We start from the raw sequence: 20,698 nt of genomic DNA on the forward strand, positions 1-20,698 counted from the left end.
GCGCGGGCGGCGGCGTCTCGGGTCGTGGTCAGCGGGGTGCGCCCTGGTCGAGGGCCTTGATGATCTGGGGGCGGAGCTCGGCGGCGCTGATGATGGCGTCGACGGAGCCGACCTCGACGGCTCGCTGGATGCTGTGGACGCGGTCGAACTCGGTGGCGACCTCGCCGAGCTTCTCGGCGCGGACCGAGGTCTGGACCTCGGCGAGGCGCGCGTTGAGGGCGGCGCGCTCGGCGCCGCTGGCCGCCGAGAGCAGGGACTGCAGCTCGGTCACCCGCGGGTCGGTGGAGGTGCGGTTGTTGACCTCGCCGGAGAAGACGACGGCCGCCGCCGGGGCGCCGCCGAGGACCGAGGCGAACGAGCCCTCCAGGGCCAGGACGGTCATGTTGGGGTTGAGGGCCTTGGAGAAGACGACGAAGGCGCCGCCGTGGTAACGGGAGATGACGCAGAAGACGATCGGGCCCTCGAAGTTGACGATCGCGCGGCCGATCTCCGCGCCGTACTCCAGCTGGAGCTTGCGCATCGACTCGGGTGAGCCGTCGAAGCCGGAGAGGTTCGCCAGGACGACGAGCGGGCGGTTGCCGGAGGCGGCGTTGATCGCGCGCGCGGTCTTCTTGGACGAGCGCGGGAAGAGGGTCCCGGCGGTGTAGGTGTCGGGGCCGTCGGTGGGCGGGAAGCCGCGCCGCGGGACGGCGCGCGACTCGATGCCGATCAGGCAGACCGGCCGGCCGCCGATGTGCACGTCCTGGACGGCGGAGGTCTCCGCGTCGGCCATGCCCGCCCAGCGTTCGAGGACGGGGTGGTCCTGGTCGGAGAGGGCGCGCATCACGGTGCGGATGTCGAACGGCTTCTTGCGGTCGGGGTTGTGCTCCGCGGAGAAGATCTCGCCGACGGTGGTGAAGTCGCTGCCGACGATCGCGTGCGGGAAATCGGACACGTCGCGGTCGACCGGGTCGTTGGTGACGGCCTTGCGGGGCGCGGTCTCTCCCGGCACGACGTAGGTGTGGTCGTAGTGCGACATGAGGACGTCGCGCGCGGCGGGCAGGTTGGGCGCCCAGTACTGCGCCTGGCCGTTCGGGCCCATGACGCGGTCGTAGCCGCCGATGCCGTAGTTGTCCTCGGCCGACACGCCGCCGGAGAAGTCGAGCGACTGCTTGCCGGTGAGCACCATGGCCGAGTCGGGCGTCATCACCAGGATGCCCTTGGTGTGCATGAGCATCGTCGCCTCGGCGTTCCAGTACGGCTGGGCGCCGACGTTGATCCCGGCGACCACGATGTTGATCTCGCCGCCGGCCTGGGTGAACGTGACGATGCGTTTGAGCGCGGCGGCGACCCAGTCCATGTTCTCGGTGCCGGAGCTCATCGAGATCCGGGCGCCGGCGGAGAGGGCGAACCATTCGAGCGGCACCCGCATGCGCTCGGCCAGGTCGAGCGCGGCGATCACCCGCGCGCACTCCGGCTCGGAGAGCGCCCCGAGCGCCTTGGTCGGGTCGCCGAGCAGGACCACGCGGGTGACGCCCTCGGGGTGGCGTTCGGTCGGCGTGGTGACGACGCCCGCCACGATCGCGGCGGTGTTCCTGCCCTTCGGGCGGTCGACCGGCACCAGGACGCCCTGGTCGTCGAGGTCGTACTCGGCGAAGCCGCCGTCGGGACCGGCGAGCATGCCGGTGAGCTCGTAGGGGTAGACGTTGCCGCGCCGGGCCGCGCGCAGCACCTTCTGGCGGTAGTCGTCCAGCGGGCGCACCGGCTCGGTCGAGGGCCCGGCGACGTGCAGGCGCGCGCCGTGGCCCGGGTCCTGGGTGATCCGCACGGCGATCTCGGCCAGCTTGCCGGCGGGCGTGCGCCGGCGCGCGACGAACTGGACCTCCTCCAGCCCGGCGCCGGTGATCGTCGGCAGCAGGCGCTGGACCAGCGCCTTGAGCTCGTCGACGGTCAGCTCGGTCGGCGGCCAGATGTAGAGCATGATGCGGTTGGTGTCGAACCGCTTGTTCTGCGGGCGCTGCGCCTGGATGTTGCGGATCGCGTCCAGGCACGCGGTGAACACGTCCTCGGCGACCGGCAGCGCGAGCAGCCTGCCGTCGGCGTCGCGCAGCGGCGTCAGGTCGCGGACCTGGCCGAGCGCGATGAGCCGCTCGTCGGCCGGGTTGCTCGCGGCGACGGCCTTGAACAGGTAGATCTCCTCGTCCGCGGACGGCAGCCGGGTCAGGTCGAACTCGCGCAGCCGCTGCAGCTGGAGGCGCTGGGCGATCTGCGGGTGCAGGCCGCGGATCAGCCGGTCCTCGGCGAAGCCCTCGCCGTCGGGCCGGAAGGTGAAGTGGTGGTGCATCGCGCCGCCGGTGACGGTGGTGGTGATCCGGCGGACGCCCGCGGGCTGCGGGCGCTCGGCGATGAGCCGGCCGAGCCGCGTCACCATCGTGTCGACGTCCGGCTGGTCCTCCCAGTTGACGTACAGGTCGGCGACCAGCCCGCGGTCGGGGACGCCGGCGGCGAACGTGCTGACGGCGCCGATGGCCTCGGGGAGGGCGGCGATGTCGACGGCGGTCGTGACCACGCGCGACATGCCGCCGGGGCCGGTGTGCTCGGCGGTGACGAACCGGCAGCCCGCGGTGTCGCGCGCGGTGACGTCGGACAGCCAGCGGCTGCCGTAGTAGCGGCGGGTCAGCACTTCCAGGAGCGGCGCGTGGTCGCGTCCGGTCCGGCCGATGCGCTGGCCGATCAGCCGGACGAGCGGCTCGGAGCTGCCCACCATGGCCTGGATCCGCTCGGCGCGGTCCGGGGCGTCCGGGTTCTGGTCGAGATGGCGCAGCTCGTCGCGCACCGCGGCGTAGACCCGGGCGCGGTTGCGGCGCATCTGCGGCTGGGTGAACCAGCGGAACACCACGCCGCGGGCCAGGTCGGACACCGTGGGGAACCGCACCTGCGTCGCCTCGACCAGATGCTCGAGGGGCAGGCCGGCACGTTCGCCGATCGACTCGAGCGGCGGCTCGCCCGACAACCACTGGCGCAGCAGCTCGGACACGATCGCGACGCCGTCGCCCATCCGCTGCTGGGCCAGGAAGATGCGGAAGACCGCGGCCTCCAGCTCCGGCGTGCGGTCGAGGCCGTCGACGCCGTAGTGGGCGAGGACCTCGGTGAGCTCGGTCTGGAAGGCCTCGGTGACACCGGCCCGCTCGACGTCGAGGCTCTGCAGGTAGCTGTGGAAGTACTCGCGCGGGCTGTGCACCGGGCTGCCCGGCTCGACGCCGAGCCGGCCGCCCGGCTCGTTGCGGCTCAGCTCGGACAGGTCGGCGAAGACGGTGAGCAGGTCCAGCTCGCCTTCGAGAGGGCGTCCGCCCAGCTCGGCGCGGGCGGCCAGGTAGTCCGACAACACGCGCTTGTCGTCGTGCGGGTCGGGGTCGAAGCCGAGCAGCAGGCCGCGCAGGTCGCGCAGGCCGCGTTCGGCGCGTTCGGCCGCCGACTCCCCCGCCGCCTTGGCGGGCAGCTCGACCGGGGCGGTCTCGGCGGCCGCCTCCTCCTCCGCGCCCTCGTCGGCCAGCGGCTCCAGCCGCATCAGCGGCGCGCCGGTCTCGACCTGGCCGCCCACCGACACCGGGCACTCGCGGACGCGGGCGCGGAACGGCGCGCGCAGCACCGTCTCCATCTTCATGCTCTCCAGCACCAGGATCGGCGCGCCCGACTCGACCTCGTCGCCGGCCGCCACCGGCGTGGCGACCACCAGCGCGGGCGCGGGAGAACGCACGACGCCGCCCTCGTCGCGGCTGATCCGGTGCGTGACCCCGTCCACCTCGACCAGGTGGATCGGTCCGTGCGTGGCCGACACCAGCCGGAACCGGTGGCCGTTGACCACGATCTGGCCGCTGTGCGCGTCGAAACGTTCGACCTCGACGTCCGCCGGGTGGACGTCGCCGCCGCCGGAGACGCCGACGCGGAAGTGGCTCGGGCCCACCCGGGCCACGCCGACCCGGTAGCCGACGCCGCGGAGCTTGAGGTCCAGCGGCCGGCCGGGGTCGTGCTGCGCCTGCGGGCGCCCGCCGTGCGCGGTGGCCAGCAGCCGCTGCCTGCTGATCTCCTCCTCGTCCTGGTACGCCTCGATCGCGGCGGCGGCCAGGGCGATCGCGGAGTGCCGGTGGCCGACCAGGCGGCCCTCGGCGCGCACGCGGTCGATCCAGCCGGTGTCGGCGGTCGCGTCGATCACCTCGGGCTGGTCGAGCAGGTCGAGAACGAAGCTCTTGTTGGTCGCGCCACCCTCGATGATCACCGTGGTCTCGGCCATCGCGCGGCGCAGCCGGCCCAGCGCCTGGTCGCGGTCGCGGCCGTAGGCGATGATCTTCGCGATCATCGAGTCGAAGTCGGCGGGGATGGTGTCGCCCTCGCTGACCCCCGTGTCGACGCGGACGCCGGGGCCCGCGGGCAGCACCAGGCGCGCGATGCGGCCCGGGGCGGGCGCGAAGTCGCGGTCGGGGTCCTCGGCGTTGAGCCGGGCCTCGATGGCGTGCCCGGCCTCCTCCGGCTGGGGCCCGTCGAGCGTCCCGCCGTTCGCCACGTGCAGCTGGAGCCGGACCAGGTCGGTCCCGGTGGTGATCTCGGTGATCGGGTGCTCGACCTGGAGCCGGGTGTTGACCTCGAGGAACGCGAACAGCCGTTCGCCGGGGTGGTAGAGGAACTCGACGGTGCAGGCGCCGCGGTAGCCGACGGCCACGGCCAGCCGTTCGGCCGACGCCTTCAGCTCGGCGGTCTGCTCGGGCGCCAGGACCGGGGAGGCCGACTCCTCGATGATCTTCTGGTTGCGCCGCTGCACCGAGCAGTCGCGGACGCCCAGCGCCCACGCGGTGCCCCCGCCGTCGGCGATGACCTGGACCTCGACGTGCCGGGCGCCGGTGACCAGGCGCTCCAGGAAGACCACGCCGGAGCCGAACGCGCGCAGCGCCTCCTGGCTGGTGCGCTCGTAGGCGTCGGTCAGGTCCTCCCGCGAGGCGACCATGCGGATGCCGCGCCCGCCGCCGCCCGCGGTGGCCTTGAGCATCAGCGGGTAGCCGATCTCGTCGCCGGCGCGCAGCGCGTCCTCGAGCGTGGCGACCTCGCCGCGGCTCCACGGCGCGACCGGGACGCCGACCTCCTCGGCGATCAGCTTGGCGCCGATCTTGTCGCCGAGCCTGCGCATCGCCTCCGCGCTCGGCCCGACGAAGGTCACGCCGATCTTCTCGCACAGCTCGGCGAACGCCGGGTCCTCGGCGACGAAGCCCCAGCCGACCCACGCGGCGTCCGCCCCCGTGTCCACCAGCGCCTTCTCCAGGACGGCGTGGTCGAGGTACGGGCGCGCCGAGGCGGGGCCCAGCGAGTAGGCGACGTCCGCCTCGCGGACGAAGGTCGCGTTGCGGTCGGCGTCGGTGTAGAGCGCGACCGTCTCGATCCGCGTCCCGGTCTCCGCCGACAGATCCCGGACGGCGTGGATGAGCCGCATGGCGGCCTCTCCGCGGTTGACGATGGCGACACGACTGAACACCGGCTGAGCCTCCCAACTGACCATGCGCAAAGGCGACGTCCAGCCCCCGGAACGCCGCCTGCACCTTGATCTACACCCTCCTCGGTTACCACCCGGTACACCAATGTCCCGCACCACGCATTGTTGAGCCATTGCGTTGTGGGGACCCTACAAAGGCGCCGTACACGAACGCTCGAACGCGCTCAGCGCGCCCAATACGTCACTCTCCGTCGCCAAATGATGCGGGAGACTACTCGGGAGGCGCTACGGACGGCGGAGTGGGCGGCAGCGCGCGGGAGATCGCCCGCGCGCTGGTGAGGACGAGCGGCGCGATGGCGTGCGCCGGCGTGACGCCGTGATGGACGACGAGGGAGACCGCGGCCACGACCTCGCCCGCGGCGTCGTGCACGGGCGCGGCGACCGACAGCGCGTCCATCGTGACCTGCCGGTCGCTGACGGCGTAGCCGCGGGTCCGGGTGTCGGCGAGCGCGGCGCGAACCTCGCGCGAGGTGATCATGGTGCGGTCGGTGTACCGCTTGATCGGGCGGGCCAGGACCTCCTCCTGGACCTCGGGCGGGGCGTACGCCAGCAGCACCAGCCCGACGCCCGTGGCGGTCAGCGCGAACCGGCCGCCGACGCGGGTCAGGACCGGCACCGCGCTGGTGCCCGCGATACGTTCCACGAACACCAGCTCGGTGCCCTCGCGCACGGCGAGCTGGACGTTCTCCCTGGTCACCTGGGAGAGGTCCTCGAGGAACGGCAGCGCGCACTCGCGCAGGCCCAGCCCGCGCGGCGCCAGCGAGCCGATCTCCCAGAGCCGCAGGCCGATGTGGTACGCGCCGTGCGCGTCGCGTTCCAGGGCTCCCCAGGCCACCAGGTCGGCCGTGAGCCGGTGCACGGTCGAGACCGGCAGGCCGGCGTGCCGGGCCATCTCGCTCAGCGTGAGCGACCGCCGGTCGGGGGTGAACACCTCCAGGAGGCGGAGGGCGCGTGCCACGACCGGGCCGGTGCGCTCCAGGGCACGGGGTGGGGTCATCGGCGGGCTCCGGGATCACAGGTCGAGGACGAGCTTGGGGCAGGCCGCGCGCGAGACGCAGACGAACATCGTGTCGTTCGCGGCCCGCTCCTCGGGAGTCAGCAGCGAGTCGCGGTGGTCGACGGTACCGGCGAGCACGGCCGTCTCGCAGGTCCCGCAGGTGCCCTCCCGGCAGGAGGTCAGGATCTGCACGCCGGCCTCCTCCACGACCTCGACGATGGTCCGGCCGGCGGGGACGGTCAGGGTCCGGCCGCTGACGGCGAGCTCGACGTCGAACGACCGCGCCTCGGCGGCGTCCTCCGGCTCCTCGGGGGTGAACCGTTCGGTGTGCAGGGTCCCGCCGGGCCGATCGGCGCAGCGCGCCCCGACGGCGTCCAGCAGCGGCGCGGGGCCGCAGCAGTAGACCAGGGTGTCCGGCGGCTCCCGCGACAGCAGGCCGTCGAGGTCGAGCAGGCCCCGCTGGTCCTGCGGCCAGAGGGAGACGCGGTCGCCGTACGCCTGGAGCGGGCGGGTGAAGGCCATCGAGGCGGTGGTGCGCCCGCCGTAGGCCAGCCGCCACCGCGCCCCGGCGGCCTCCGCGGCGGCGATCATGGGCAGGATCGGCGTGATCCCGATGCCGCCCGCCACGAACAGGTAGCGGGGCGCGGGCAGCAGCGGGAACCGGTTGCGGGGGCCGTCCGCCAGGACGGTGGCCCCGGGGTGCAGCGCCCGGTGGACGAACGACGACCCGCCCCGCCCGTCCGGCTCGCGCAGGACCGCGATCCGCCACGCCGTCCGGTCGGCGGGGTCGCCGCACAGCGAGTACTGCCGCACCAGGCCGTCGCCGAGGACCAGCCCGATGTGCGCGCCGGGCGTCCACGCGGGCAGGTCGGCGCCGGCGGCGTCCCGCAGGACGAGGGAGACGACCTGGTCGGCCACCTGCTCCCGGCCGTGGACGACGAGCCGCCGTTCACCGGACGTCTCCGTCATGGTCATCGGGCGCCGTCCGCGAGCGCGTGGACGGGCGTGTGGGCGGGCGCGGAGACGGCCGCACCCGCATCCGCACCCGCGCCCGCGGCGTGGTGGCCCACCGGATGGCCGAGCAGCCACTCCCACACCTCGATGGGCCCCTCGGCGACGTGGACCGCGCCGCAGTGGCAGGTGCCCTCGAGCAGATCACTGCCCGGCAGCCACACCACGCGCAGCAGCCCCGGGCGTTCCACGGCAGTCATGGCCGGGACGCCGCCGCGGCACCGTCGCGCTCCACCATCCTGGCCAGGATCCGCCGCGCCGCGAGCCCGCCGGTGTCGATGTTGATCGAGAGTTCCTGGTAGCCGGGCGGCTCGGACGCAATCACCTGCTCCAGGACGTCCAGCGCGGCGACGTCCTGGAGGACCACGGTGCGGTTGTTGTCGGCCAGGAAGTCGGAGACGCTCTGGTCGTCGAGGGCGAAGTCGCGTGCCACGGCCCAGAAGTCGTGCGTGCTGTGCTCGGTCTCGGGCGTGATGGCGTAGACGACCTCGACGTGGAACGCGTCCGGGTCGCTGCCGTCCTCGCGGGGCAGGACGCCGGCGGGCGCGATGCGCGAATGCAGCAGATACAGGCAGGGCGGGGTGTACTCGATGTCCTGCCACCGCATGATGCGGCCGTTCAGTCCGGTGGACTTGGCGTAGAACGGCGGGCATTCGGCGTCGTCCATACGACGCGAGACGTAGACGATGCCGGCGTCCTCGTCCACCTCGGTGGTGATCGGGGTGGCGGCCACCTCCGGCGTCCCGATGTAACCGCCGTGCAGGTACGTCTCGTGGCTCAGGTCGAGGAGGTTGTCCACCAGCAGCCCGAAGCGGGCCTTCAGCGGCTCCATGCCCGACACGGTGGTGTAGCCCGGCGAGTCCAGCCAGGGCGCCCGCGGGACGCGGCTCGCCTCGGCCTTGGCCGGGTCGCCGATCCACACCCATACGAAGGAGTCCTGCTCCACCACCGGGTACCTGGTCAGGCGGGCGGTACGCGGCACCCGGGTCTGGCCGGGCACCGCGACGCACACTCCGTCGGCCCCGTACGTGAAGCCGTGGTAACCGCACACCACCTGGTCGTCGACGAGCCTGCTCGGCGCCTCCGACAGCGGGAACCGCCGGTGCACGCACCGGTCGGAGACGGCGGTGACGTCGCCGGCCGCGGTACGCCAGAACAGGATCGGCTCACCGCAGATGGTGCGGCCGAACAGGTCCTGTCCGATCTCGCGCCCGTACGCGGCGACGTACCAGTGGTCTCTGGGGATGCTCGACATCGGCCCGCTCCTCACTCGCGCTGGGTTCGCACCGATGGTGTCCCAGGTCACACCGAGCGGGAACGCCACTTTCCGCATGCCGGAAAACAGAAGCGGACAGGTCGTGGAATTCGCGGACGGCCCCTGTGCGTCCGCGGCACTCCCGCCTGCGGCGAGTCGTCGAGCGCACCTCCTCAGTCGTCGAAGGGGTTGGAGGCGAGGACGACCCAGCTGTCACGGGCGCGCCGCGGCTGGTGACGGGGGTCGCGGACCGGTTCGGACCACGACCGGCGCCGCACCGACTCGACCCGCCAGTCGGCCATGAGCCGGCGGAGCTCGTCCCGTTCGTAGAAACGCCAGAAGGTCCCCTGGTAGCAGAAGGTGTGCCGGGCGACCTCCATGCCGCGGCCGTAGTCGCGGTCGGCGGTCGTCGGCGCCGTGAGGACGAGGACGCCCTCGGGGCGCAGGACGCGCTGGAACTCGGCCAGCATGCGCTCCACGTCGTCGACCAGGCCGGCGCCGCCGAAGCAGGTGACGGCCTCGAGCGTGGACTCGCCGAACATGCGGAGGTCGGACAGGCCGCCCCGGAGCAGGAAGGCCCGGCCGCCGAGACGCTGGGAGGCGCGCCGCAACGCGGTGGGCGACGGGTCGAGGCCCACGCAGCTGAGGCCGCGACCGGCGAAGCGCGCCAGGGCGTCACCCTCGCCGCAGCCCACGTCGAGCACGGAACGGCAGCCGCGCAGGGCGAGCATGCCGGCGATCTCGTCGAGGAGGGGCGCGCCGCCGGAACGGCTCGGGCCGCGCTGGGCCGGGACGCCGTGCATCGGCACGCCGCGCACCGTGTCGGGGCGCGGCTGAGGGGTCCTGGAGTTCATCGCGCAGACCTGCTCCCGGCCTTCTCCCGTGGAGCTCATCGCCGGTTCTCCTCTGGAAGACATCCGCCGGTTGCCACCTCGCGTCCAGTCTTGCGGGGCATCCATCAGCTCACAATGGATTTTTACGACTTGGAGTTAAGATCTGCTTATGTTGGATGTAGGCCGGCTTCAGATCCTCGTGCACCTGTCGGTGGAAGGGACCATCGCGCGCACCGCCGACGTGCTCGGGTTCACCCCGTCCGCGGTGTCCCAGCAGCTGAGCAAGCTGGAACGCGAGCTGGACGTCACGCTGGCGATCCGCACCAGGACGGGCGTACGGCTCACCGAGGAGGGCAACGTCCTGGTGGAGCAGGTGAAACCGGTGCTGGCCCAGTTCGCCGCCGTGGAGCGGAAGGTCCGTGACATCGCGCGGCAGGGGGCGGGGCAGATCAGGCTCGGGAGCTTCAGCTCGGGCGCGCTGGCCCTGGTCGCCCCGGCGATCGGGCAGGTGCGGGAGAGACACCCGGGGTTGCGCATGTCGCTCGTCGACGTCGAGCCGCCGGGCGGGCTGGACGCGCTGCGCGACGGCCGGCTCGACCTCCTGATCAGCCACACCTACCCGGGAACGCGGACACCGGAGCTGGACGGGCTCGTCCGGATCGATCTCCTGCGCGACCCGCTGGTCGCGGTCGTGCCCGCCGGCTGGGCCTCCCGCGGCGACCGCCTGTCGATCACCGAGCTGGCCGAGATGCCGCTCGTCTGCGGCGGGCCCGGCGACGCCAACCGCACCGCGCTCGACCGCGCGTTCTTCCGCTACGACCTGACACCCCGCGTGGAGTTCGAGACGCGCAGCTACGCGGTGAGCCTGGCGCTGGCGGCGGCGGAGGCGGGCGCGACCGTGATGCCGCGGTCGACGGTCCGCGACCCGCCGCACACGGTGGAGGTGATGACCCTCGAGCCGATCGAGGTGCGGAGCATCTTCTGCCTGCACCGCGCCACCTCGCGGGAGGACTCGATCCGCACGTTCATCGAACGGTTCACCGAGATCTGCGACGAGCTCCACGCCGAGTGGCGGGACGTCGTTTAGCGGTGCTGACGTCCCGGCGCCGCGCGGCGGGGACCTCGTCACGACCACAGGAGGAGCTCCCCGCGGCCGGTGAGCGCCATGAAGAAGGCGATGGCGACGCGGCGCCCGCCGACCGCTGGGGCGACCGCGTGCAGGTTGCGCGGGTCGAAGATCAGGGCGTCGCCGGCCTCGATCTCGATGCGGAGCGCCGGGCAGCCCTCGACCAGCGCGGGCGCGTACCCGTACCGCTGCCGCCAGGCGTCGTCGCCGGGCCGCCAGCGCCGGCGCCAGATCGTCGTCTCCCCGCCTTCGGGCGGGGCCTCGAACCAGGCGTTGAACGCCAGCTGGACGATCGGCGGGCCGTCGTCGAAGAAGTCCGGCCCGAGCTCGCGGGAGACGTCGTCGAAGTGCACGAGGGCGCCGTCGTTGATCTCGCGGACGGCACCGGCGAACAACGTCCGTCCCCCGACGGTCGCGGGCCGCACGACGCCCGGCCAGGCGAGCCTGAGCCGGGCGACGGCGGCGCGCATCGGGTCGGTCCCGGCGGTCGTCGCCGCGGCCCAGCCGCGGCGCGCGTCCGCCGCGGCGTCCCAGTAGGCCGGCGCGATCCCGCCCGCCGCCCGGTAGTCGTTGACGACCGGTCCGAACCGGGCGATGGGAGGGTGCACCCTCCGGTCGTCGTAGTTCTCCATGGCCAGCTCGCCGGCGTCGATCCGCGCCATCAGCGCGCGGCGGATCCCCGCGTCGAGGAAGTCCCTGGCGTGGACGGCGGTCACGGCGCCGGCCGCGAGCAGGTCGATGTCGGCGCGCGAAAGGTCGTCCGCGCGCGACGAGATCGCGGTGAAGAACATGTCGTCGAGATCGGTGATGACCGTCATCGGTGCCTCCCTTCAGATGACCTTCAGGTGACCCTCAGCCTTCCCGGCCGCCGCGCCGCGCAGTAGGCGTTGACCACCGCCCGGACCACGGTGAAACGGGAAACCCCCAGGTCACACCCGCAGGGCCTGGGCGAAGCCCGGGGAGAGCGCCCGGACCGGACGGTGCGTGCTCCACCGGGCGAGCGAACGGGCGAGCCGTGCGACGTCGCGGCGGATCGTCGCCGAGTCGACGACGGCCGCCTCGTCCAGGACGCGGCCCGCCAGCGCGCACGCGCGGTCGACCTCGCCGGACTCGGCGTACGCCAGCGCCAGGCGGGTGCCGTACCGGGTGCGGGCGCGGAGCGCGCCGGGCAGGATCCGTGCGGTCTCCCGTTCGAGGATCTCGGCCGCCGCCCGCGGCCGCCCGAGGTCGTGGTAGCACCACCCGGCGGCGATCGCGACCGGGTCGGCGACGTTCCGCGACCCGAGCGGCGGCAGCACGTCCGGCGACGACCCGGCGCGCTGCTCCGCACCGTCCAGGAGCGCCGCGGCGCGGTCGAGCGCCCGCCGGCACCGGCCGTAGTCGCCCGCCAGGGCGTGCCCCTGGGCCTCGCGCTGGGCGGCCAGGCCGCGGACGCGCGGCGCGGCGCGGCGGTCGGCCTGTGCACGGCGCGCCAGGTCGATGGTCCGGGCGGCGTCGCCCCGGTCGAAGGCGACCAGCGCCTGGCGGACGAGCGCGTACACGGCCATCTCGGGGTCGCCGCCCGCGGTCGCCATGTCGGCGGCCTGCGCCGTCCACCACACCGCGGCCTCGTCGTCCCCGGACTCCTGGGCCAGCCAGCCGGTGTACTCGGCGTAGCGCGAGGCGATGAGCAGCAGCTCCGGGCGGGCCTCCGGCCGCGCGGACGTGCCCAGGTCGCGCAGCGTGCGCGTCTGCGCGATGAGACCGGGCAGCACCAGCCTGGGGCTGGAGATCTGCCCCAGCCTGCGGAACTGCTCGAACATCAGCTTGAAGCCCTGGGCGGGGCCGGCCTGCCGGACGGCCGGCGGCAGCGACCTGCCCCGGAGGCCGAGGCCGATCAGGGAGGCCGTCCCGGTGACCAGCGCCCGGCGCCGGCTCACCCCGGCCGCCGGCGGCGAGGGCGCCCGCCCGCGCCGCCCGGGCGCGGGCTCCTCGGAATGCGCCCCCGTCCACGGGGCCGCGTCGATCCACTGGCTCGGGTCGATCCATTGGTCTGCCACGGACACCTCACATCTCGGAATTTCGGCGTTCGGCTTCTTCGACATCTCGGGCGCGGGGATCACCTCTCGCCTATCCGCAGGTCAGTCCCACGCACAGATCCGTTCCTTCGGCGGCGGCCGTACGCTCGGCCACCACGACGGCCCGTTCCTCGGAGCCGACGGTCGCGACGTGCCGCCGCCACGCGTAGGAGCCCGCGCACGGCGGCCGCTCCCGCTGGTAGACCTGCGCCGACATCGCGATGTAGAACGGGGCGCGCGCCGCGTCGCTCAGCTTGGCGGCGTAGCTCACGCACCGGCCCGCCAGCTCCTCGTGCGGCCATCCCTGTCCGGGCAGGCTCGACACCGTGACGACGCCGTCGTCGATGCCCGCCCCCACGTCGAGCCGCATCGTGCCCGGGCAGGCCGGGTCGCCGCACTCTCCCCGGCAGGTCAGAAGGTCGCGGTAGACGACGTTGACCTCGTCGTCGACGAACCGGATCGCGTCGAAGGCCGCCCGCACCGAGTCGCCGACCCGGCGCCGGCCGCCGAACGTCGCGAGCACGGCGTCACCGCTGGGACGGCACTCCCCGATCGAGGGCCGCTTCAGCCGCCGCATGCATCCGACGAGAAATCCGTTGAACAGTTCCGCGACCGCCTGCGGGCCGTGATGCCCTTCCACGAACCGCACGATCTGCGATGAACGCCGCACGTCCACGAAGAGGGCCGCGCATTCGACCGTCCGGAGAACGCGTGATCCCGTTCCGAATACCGTCTTCATCCATTTCCCGTCTTCGCTCCAACAATGCCCTTTAATCGTCGGCGGCGAGGGCGGCGAGGTCCAGACGTTTCCTGTTTCCCGTTCGAACCGGATCCTTTTCACGACGCGGTCCGAACTTCCGATCATCGGGCCCACGACCAGCCCAAGCGCACGCTTGGGAAACGGGAAACATCTGGACGCGCCGTGCGCCGGCCCGGATCCTGGAGGGGAATTGGGTTGTATCCACAGCGAAACTGGACACCGGGCAGGCCGATGCTTACCGTGATCCCCCTCAGCCGATCCGAGAGTGCGGAGGAACCGGTGTCCGGTGACCCCAACAGCTTTGGACCGGAACTCCGGCGGGCCCGAATGACCAAAGGCCTGTCCCTCGCCGAGCTGTCCAGGCGCACGTACTACAGCAAAGGCTATTTGAGCAAAATCGAGACCGGCCGCAAGCCGCCGAGCAGCGATCTCGCCCTGCAGTGCGACGCGGCGCTCGACGCGGGCGGGGGCCTGGCGGCGCTGGTGCCACGGCGGTCCGCCACGTCCGCCAGGTCCGCCGTGTCCGCCGCGCCGGCCACGACCGCCCAGCCCGGCGGCGACCACGACGCCGCGGGCGACCAGGTGTGGACGGTGACGCTGAGCCCCGACGGCGGCGTCCGGTTCTCCCCCGTGAGCCGGCGGCACGTCCTGGTGACCGGCACGGCCTCGTTGATCGGTCTCAGCCTCCCGGCCCCCGCGCCGGCTCCGGCGGCGGCCCGGTCGGCCACCGCGCAGCAGGAGGCCGCGTTGCAGGTCTTCCGGTCGATGTTCGACCAGTTCCGGCAGCTGGGCCAGACGGCGAGCCCGAGCGCGGTGCTGCCCGGGCTGATCGCGCAGACCCACGCCCTGCGCGGCATGGCCGCCTCGGCCGCGCCCGGCGTCCGCTCGGAGATGTTGCTGCTCGCCTCCCGCTACGCGGAGTACACCGGGTGGATGGCCCAGGAGTCCGGGGACGACAGGGCCGCGCTCTGGTGGACGGCGCAGGCCGTCGACATGGCGTCGGCCGGCGGCGATCCGGAGCTGGAGGTCTACGCGCTCGTGCGGCGCGCGCTCGTCGCGTTCTACCGGGAGGACTTCGTCCAGACGGTCGCGCTCGCCGGCCAGGCCCAGGCCGGGCGGCACATCTCGCCGCGCATCCGCGGCCTGGCCGCCCAGCGCGAAGCGCAGGGGCACGCGCTGGCGGGAGACTACGACGAGTGCAGGCGGGCGCTCGACCGCGCCACCACGCTGCTCGACGGCGCGGCCTCCCCCGGCGGCCCGGCCGCCGGCTCGGAGCCGCGCCACGCCGCCCCGCTCGGGTCCAAGAACATCAGCGACCCGGTGGCGATCGCGACCGGCTGGTGCTACCACGACCTCGGACGGTCCGCCGAGGCGGCGGAGATCCTCGAACGCGAGACCGCCCGCATCCCGCGGGGCGCCCGCCGTTCCCGGGCCCGCTACGAGGCCCGGCTGGCGCTCGCGTACGCCAACGCGGGCGAGGTCGACCGCGCCTGCGAGGTGGCGGGGCGCGTCGTGGACGAGACCGGCGCCGTCGACTCGGCGACCATCCGCCTCGACCTCGCGCGGCTCGCCCGCACCCTCACCAGGTGGCACGGGCACGGCTCGGTGCGCGCGCTGACCCCGCAGCTGGCCCACGCGCTGCGCACGCACCCCGCCTGACCCCGGGAAAGACCGCCGCCGGGGCACCGGGCGGCGTCAGCCGCACTTGGGGGCGCAGATGCGGCGGGAGACGGCCTGGGCGAACAGCTCCTGCATCTGCTCGGGCCGTTCGGCCTGGAACGTCTGCCCCTGGACGACCCCGGCGATGCGTCCCAGCGCCGACACGTCCGCGCCCGACCCGTCCGCGCCCGACACGTCCACGATGCTGAGCAGCCGGATGCCCAGTGACAGCCGCGCCCACGACTGCATGAACCGGGCGATCTCGTCGGGCCGCGGCGCGGCGAGCAGCTGCGGCAGTTGCGGGCTGATGCCGATGATGGAGTCGAACGTGGCGGGCGGGTGCCCGTCGGGCGTGCGGAACCCGCCGGCGAGCGTCTCGCGGCGCGTGTCGGCCGAGGTCAGCGACAGGTTCAGCAGCCGTGTCGCGGCCAGGACCGCGTCGTGATCGTCGGTGGCGGAGGCGTGCGCGGGCGCGACCCGCAACACCGGGTGGTCCATGGCGAACGTGCCCTCGACCGGCTGCAGGGCCACCGCCGCGTCGCCCGGCACGGCCCTGTTGTGGGTGTACACCGCCTGCTCGGGCACCAGGGTGAACGTCGGGTTGCGCCGGTCGCCGACCAGCGCGCGGCGCACCGAGGGCGCCTGCCGCTCCCGCCACGCCCGCGCGACCCCGCTGAACTGGGCGCGCTTGGCCGGGTCGTCGCCGGTCAGCGTCGCCGCGATCGCCAGCGCGGCGATCCCCGCGCCGGTGCGGGTCGGATCGGGGATCTGCATCTCCAGGGACGCGTTGGGGGCCGCGGCGGCCTCCATCATCGCCGCCCACGACGGCACCGCCAGGAACTTCTGGCCCGCGGTGCGCCCCGCGAGCCGCCGGGGCAGCGCCGCGACGAGCGGGCTGCTCGCCACCCGGGTGCCGGTGGGGATCAGCAGACCGCGGCGGTCGGCCGGGAGCAGCCCGGTCCAGAACGCGGTGTCGGGGATCCACACCTCGGGACGGACCGTTCCGGGGTCGGTCACCCTGCGTCCCGCCAGCAGGTCGGTGACGTCGGCGGGCTCGGCGGCCCGCACCTCGATCTCCAGGCAGCGCCCGGCCACCCGGGTGCGCTCGGACGTGGTCCGCGCCGCCGCCCGCGACACCATCGGCGCGATGCCGGGCTCGGCCGCGACGTTCAACGTCAGCGGGCCGGGACCGCCCGCGCAGTCGAGGCCGAGCGCGCCGCCGATGCGGTACACGCCGAAGGCCAGCAGAGCGGTGATCGCGGTCGCCACCGCAAGCGGCCCGGCGAATACGCGGCGCCGCCGCGGCCGGCGGGCCGGGCGCACGCTCGCCAGCCGGGAGACGAACCGGGGACGCCCGCTGCTGTGACGCGGAGCCGGCCTGCCCTCGCGGCCCTCGCCCTGCTTCTTCGCCATGAAGTGGATCCGGCTTTCCTGAGTGGACGGATCGACACCTCTGCCGCCCGGCCGCGACACCCGGTATCCGCACCATAGATCACTCAGAACTGCTTTTGAAGACTCTGTCCCAAGGGGGTCGTTGAAGAATTCCAGCACCAAACTCGGGCCCGGCGGGCGGCCGGGGATATTCGTTCGAACCGGCCCCGGATAGAAGTACGAAAAAGGTTCTCCAGAAAGGATCAGAACACCGAGATGTGGTTGTGGTCGTAGTGGTTCTGGGTGACGCTGCCGCGGTCGGACATCATCCGCCAGCCGGGGCTCCGCATGTCGTAGATGCGCTGCCGCCAGATGATGTACTTGATCCCGAGCCGGCCGGCGTGCTTGATCGCGTACGCCGCGACCTGGTCGCCGTGGGCGGTGCGCGCGGCCGACGGCATGCTGCCGCCGGTGCTCTCCATGAAGTCGCAGGCGCGGCCGGTGCCGTGGTCCAGCGGGTCGCCCGGCCGGGTGCACCCGATCACGGGGAACGGCCCGAACTCGGCCTCGATCTCATTGCGGACCTTGACCATGCGCGCGGTCATGCCGCCGGTGCCGATCATCGGTGACTCGGGCTTGTACCGGCGCAGGAGTTTCTTCACCCGTTCGCGCTGGCGGGAGATCTCCTTGATATCGGCCTCGAGCTTCTTGATCTTGGCTTCGGATTCGCGGCGGGCCCGTTCCTGGCGGTCGCGCAGGTTCTGGATCTGCCGGACGCGGGCGGCCCGCGCCTCGCCGATCTGCGCCGCGAGCGTGGCGCCGTCGAGGGCCTTGCGCGGGTCGGCGGCGTTGAGGATCTGGATGGACGGGTCGACGCCGTTGTTCATGTACTGCGAGGCGGCCATCCGGGCCACCTCCCCCTGGGCCTCGCCCAGGTCGGCGCCGAGGGTCCGGACCTGTGCCAGCGAACGGGCGGCGTCCTGCCGGGTGTCGCGCAGCTGCTCCAGGTTGCCGCCGTACTCCTTCTCCAGAGCCTTGATCTCCCGGGTGAGCTTCACGACCTTCGCCGCGTTGCCGGGGTCGGCCGCGGCGGCGGTGGGCGTCAAGGGCGCGGCCCGGCCGTCGGACGCCGCCGTCCCCAGGACGAGCAGGAGCGCGCCGGTCGTCGCCGTGACCGCCAGTCCCGTGCGGCGAGCACGCGCCGCGCCGACCGTCAGCAGGCCGAAGAACGCCTCCATCGCCGACGCCTCTCTCTTCACTTACGGGGCATCCAGCATCTTTACGACCCGGAGGACGTTTCTCAACCTCGGCGCCAAACTTCTCATGAACCGCTTATCCCTGGCGCGCCGTACTACGACCCGGCGGGTGCGTCGTGGTCGCCGCCCGCCACCGTCCCGGAACCGACCCGCCGACAGGAGGACGCGTGCCGACGCAACGGAACCTGCCGTACGGCGGGCTCCCCATGGTGTCCGAAACCGAGCGCCGTCGCGCGTCTTCCGGACCGGACGACCTGCGGCCGCTCTGGTTCGGGCTCCTGGCCGTCGCGCTGGTGGTGCTCGCGGTGGTCATCCGCTTCGGCGACGCGTTCGGCGAGGCCGCGGTACCCGAGCTCACCCAGGCCGGGGCCTTCACCAAGGGCGGGCTCTCGATCGCCAAGCTCGCGGTGAACCTTGCCGGGGCGGTCACCGTGGGCTGGCTCCTGATGACGGGAGTGTTCCTGCCGGGATCGGGCGGGGATCTCTCCGCACAGGGCCGGCGCGGCCTCCGGGCGGCGTCGCTGTGCGCCGTGGTGTGGGCGGTGTCGGCGTGCGCGCTCGTGCTGTTCTCGGTCTCCGACCTGTTCGGGGTGACCGTCACCGGAGCCCTCGACATCGACATGATGCGCACGTTCCTCGTCGAGCTCCCCCAGGGCCGGGCCCTGCTGGCCGTCACGGCCGCGGCGGTCGCGGTGGCCGTCGCCGCGCGTCTCACCCGCACGCCGGGAGGCACCGGCCACCTGCTCCTGCTCGCCCTCGCCGGGCTGCTGCCGCCGGTCTTCACCGGCCACGCCGCGTCCACCTCCGACCACGCGCTGGCCGTCTTCAGCCTGGCCGCGCACATCGTCGGCGCGAGCGTCTGGGTCGGCGGCCTCATCGTGCTCGTCGCGATCGCGGCCCCGCTGCGCGACCGGCTCCCGGAGATCGTGTCGCGCTACAGCGCCCTGGCCCTGGTGTCGTTCGCGGTGGTGGGGGCCAGCGGCCTCATCAACGCGTGGATCCGGCTGGGCGGCCCGCATCTGGGTTCCCGGTACGGCGTGCTCGTCGCGGCCAAGACGGTGGCGCTCGCCGGCCTCTGCGCGTTCGGCTGGTGGCATCGCCGCTCCGGCATCCCGGCCCTGCGCACCGGGCGCCGCGCCGGCACGTTCCTGCGGATCGCCGCCGTCGAGATCCTCGTCATGGGCGCGACCATGGCGCTGGCCACCGGCCTGTCGCGGACGCCGACGCCCGAGGTCCCGCAGGGCACGCTCGACCCGATGACGTTGCGGCTCGGATTCCCCATGCCCGGCCCGCCCGGCGTTCCGCGGTACGTCCTGGACTGGCGGCTCGATCCGCTGTTCGTCACGCTCGTCGTCACCGGCGCGGTCCTGTACGCGCTCGGGGTGGTCCGGGCGCGCCGTGGCGGGAACGGCTGGCCGGTCTCCCGCACTGTGGCGTGGTCCGCCGGGCTGGCGATCGTCCTCGCGGCCACGGGCAGCGGGCTGGCGCGCTACAGCATGGTGCTGTTCAGCGCGCACATGGTGCAGCACATGGTGCTCTGCCTGGTCGCCCCGGTCCTCCTGCTGCTCGGCTCACCGGTCACCCTCGCCCTGCGCGCGCTTCCGGCCGAGCCCGCCGCCTCGGGCCGGTCACCGCGTGAGCTGATCGAGGCGGCGGTGTCCGGCAGGGCCGCGCGCCTGCTCTCCCGCCCGCTGGTGGCGACCGCGCTGTTCATCGTGAGCCTGTACGTCTTCTACCATTCGCCGCTGTTCGAGGCCTCGCTGCGCAACCACGCGATCCATTCGCTGACGATGGCCGCCTTCGTGGCCATCGGCCTGCTCTACTTCCGGTCGGTCATCGGGATCCGGAACGACCGCCCGCCGCCCGCCAGGCCCTTCCTCCTGCTCCTGGCCGTGGTGCCGTTCCACGCGCTCTTCGGCATCGGCCTCATGGCGTCCGGCGACGTTCTCGCCGCCGACTGGTTCACCCGGCTGACCCGCACCTGGGGCACGGCCCCCCTGCACGACCAGCGGGTCGGCGGCGCGCTGGCCCTGGGCTTCGCCGGGATCGCGACGCTGCTGGTCATGCTGCTCGCCCACCGGCGGATGCGCGGCCATGCCGAGCTCACCGCCGCGCCACATTTCGCCTCACGCGACTAGCGCCGGTTTCTCAGAGTCGTAGATCGGGGACGCAGAGTCACGACACCCCCGACGACGTGAGGCGCCATGTACGAAGAGCAGGACGGACGAGGCGTTGCCCGCTCGGAGCTCAGCCCCGGCATCCGCGCCCTGGGCAACGGCCTGATGACGCCTGAGGAGGTCCGCGCCACGGTGTTCGCCACCGTGCGGCTGCGGGAGGGCTACGACCTGGCGCAGGTGGACGCGTTCACGGGACGCGTCGAGATCGTCCTCGCCCATCTCCTCCAGGAGAACGCCCACCTGTCGGCCCGGCTCGCCGAACGGTCCGGCGACGACCCTCCGCAGCCCCCGGCCGAGGGCGCGGTGCAGGTCATCGGGCTCGCCAAGGAGACGGCCGACCGGGTGCTCATCGACGCCAGCCGCGAGGCGCAGCAGATCATCGCCGAAGCCCGCACCACGGCCGAGACGCTCGAGGCGGAGGCGCGCGAGCAGGCCAGTCGTGCCCGCGAGGCGCGCGACCACTACCGGGCCGGGCTCGATCAGCTCGACAGCGTGCGCGCGGCGGAGGAGCAGCGGCTCGGTGAGCTCGGCGAGCTGATCACGCGGTACCGCGACCATCTGGCCGGCGACCAGGAGCGCCCGACCGGGCAGTTGCGGCCCCTGCTGGAGGAGTTCGAGGCGCTGGAGGAGGTCCGGGTGACGACGCGGCTGCCCCCGCCGCCCCGCTGACCAGCCCGC

At 73.4% G+C, this 20,698-nt stretch carries 15 protein-coding genes; 4 read left to right on the forward strand and 11 right to left on the reverse strand.

Annotated features, from left to right (window positions below):
* Window positions 1-28 precede the first annotated feature (28 nt).
* The 6 genes from ABZ810_RS13740 to ABZ810_RS13765 all read right to left on the reverse strand — a co-directional run bounded on the left by ABZ810_RS13740 (window position 29) and on the right by ABZ810_RS13765 (window position 9,674).
* Entirely contained in the window at window positions 29-5,500 is a 5,472-nt protein-coding gene (locus ABZ810_RS13740) for a biotin carboxylase N-terminal domain-containing protein (protein WP_358402904.1), read from the reverse strand.
* 229 nt (window positions 5,501-5,729) lie between these two features.
* Window positions 5,730-6,515, reverse strand: coding sequence for an IclR family transcriptional regulator (locus ABZ810_RS13745; protein ID WP_358402905.1), 786 nt, complete (start codon window positions 6,513-6,515; stop codon window positions 5,730-5,732).
* Between the two features lie 15 nt (window positions 6,516-6,530).
* The gene (locus ABZ810_RS13750; protein WP_358402906.1) at window positions 6,531-7,490 is read right to left on the reverse strand and encodes a PDR/VanB family oxidoreductase; all 960 of its coding nucleotides are present in this window, start codon (window positions 7,488-7,490) and stop codon (window positions 6,531-6,533) included.
* On the reverse strand, window positions 7,487-7,726 hold the full coding sequence (locus tag ABZ810_RS13755) for a hypothetical protein (protein WP_358402908.1): 240 nt from the start codon (window positions 7,724-7,726) through the stop codon (window positions 7,487-7,489). The genes ABZ810_RS13750 and ABZ810_RS13755 overlap by 4 nt, the downstream gene beginning before the upstream one ends.
* Window positions 7,723-8,781, reverse strand: a complete 1,059-nt coding sequence (locus ABZ810_RS13760; RefSeq protein WP_358402909.1) for an aromatic ring-hydroxylating dioxygenase subunit alpha — start codon at window positions 8,779-8,781, stop codon at window positions 7,723-7,725. Before ABZ810_RS13760 ends, ABZ810_RS13755 begins: the two co-directional genes overlap by 4 nt.
* 173 nt (window positions 8,782-8,954) lie before the next feature.
* Window positions 8,955-9,674: a class I SAM-dependent methyltransferase gene (locus tag ABZ810_RS13765; RefSeq protein WP_358402910.1), complete on the reverse strand. Its 720-nt coding sequence runs from the start codon at window positions 9,672-9,674 to the stop codon at window positions 8,955-8,957.
* 109 nt (window positions 9,675-9,783) lie between these two features.
* On the opposite strand from ABZ810_RS13765, the gene ABZ810_RS13770 reads away from it, so the two are divergent.
* Window positions 9,784-10,701, forward strand: coding sequence for a LysR substrate-binding domain-containing protein (locus ABZ810_RS13770; RefSeq protein ID WP_358402912.1), 918 nt, complete (start codon window positions 9,784-9,786; stop codon window positions 10,699-10,701).
* Window positions 10,702-10,739: 38 nt separating this feature from the next.
* Here ABZ810_RS13770 and ABZ810_RS13775 read toward each other — a convergent pair whose 3' ends face one another.
* From ABZ810_RS13775 to ABZ810_RS13785, 3 genes are all read right to left on the reverse strand, one after another.
* Window positions 10,740-11,558 carry a proline hydroxylase gene (locus ABZ810_RS13775; protein ID WP_358402913.1) on the reverse strand — a complete coding sequence of 273 codons (819 nt, stop codon included), beginning with the start codon at window positions 11,556-11,558 and terminating at the stop codon, window positions 10,740-10,742.
* 111 nt (window positions 11,559-11,669) lie between these two features.
* Window positions 11,670-12,779, reverse strand: coding sequence for a transcriptional regulator (locus tag ABZ810_RS13780; RefSeq protein WP_358402915.1), 1,110 nt, complete (start codon window positions 12,777-12,779; stop codon window positions 11,670-11,672).
* Window positions 12,780-12,849: 70 nt separating this feature from the next.
* Entirely contained in the window at window positions 12,850-13,536 is a 687-nt protein-coding gene (locus ABZ810_RS13785) for a hypothetical protein (protein WP_358402916.1), read from the reverse strand.
* A gap of 252 nt (window positions 13,537-13,788) precedes the next feature.
* Between ABZ810_RS13785 and ABZ810_RS13790 the strand changes: the two genes are divergently transcribed.
* Window positions 13,789-15,216: a helix-turn-helix domain-containing protein gene (locus tag ABZ810_RS13790; protein ID WP_358402918.1), complete on the forward strand. Its 1,428-nt coding sequence runs from the start codon at window positions 13,789-13,791 to the stop codon at window positions 15,214-15,216.
* Window positions 15,217-15,252: 36 nt separating this feature from the next.
* On the opposite strand, the gene ABZ810_RS13795 is transcribed toward ABZ810_RS13790, so the two are convergent.
* Complete coding sequence (locus tag ABZ810_RS13795) at window positions 15,253-16,629, reverse strand: hypothetical protein (RefSeq protein ID WP_358402919.1); 1,377 nt, start codon at window positions 16,627-16,629, stop codon at window positions 15,253-15,255.
* A gap of 221 nt (window positions 16,630-16,850) precedes the next feature.
* Window positions 16,851-17,846 carry a DUF4200 domain-containing protein gene (locus ABZ810_RS13800; RefSeq protein WP_358402921.1) on the reverse strand — a complete coding sequence of 332 codons (996 nt, stop codon included), beginning with the start codon at window positions 17,844-17,846 and terminating at the stop codon, window positions 16,851-16,853.
* 164 nt (window positions 17,847-18,010) lie between these two features.
* Between ABZ810_RS13800 and ABZ810_RS13805 the strand changes: the two genes are divergently transcribed.
* Window positions 18,011-19,981, forward strand: a complete 1,971-nt coding sequence (locus ABZ810_RS13805; RefSeq protein ID WP_358402922.1) for a bifunctional copper resistance protein CopD/cytochrome c oxidase assembly protein — start codon at window positions 18,011-18,013, stop codon at window positions 19,979-19,981.
* 66 nt (window positions 19,982-20,047) lie between these two features.
* The gene (locus ABZ810_RS13810; RefSeq protein ID WP_358402923.1) at window positions 20,048-20,689 is read left to right on the forward strand and encodes a DivIVA domain-containing protein; all 642 of its coding nucleotides are present in this window, start codon (window positions 20,048-20,050) and stop codon (window positions 20,687-20,689) included.
* Window positions 20,690-20,698 lie beyond the last annotated feature (9 nt).

Origin of the sequence: Spirillospora sp. NPDC047279 (assembly GCF_040643285.1) — a bacterium.
Classification (GTDB): domain Bacteria; phylum Actinomycetota; class Actinomycetes; order Streptosporangiales; family Streptosporangiaceae; genus Spirillospora.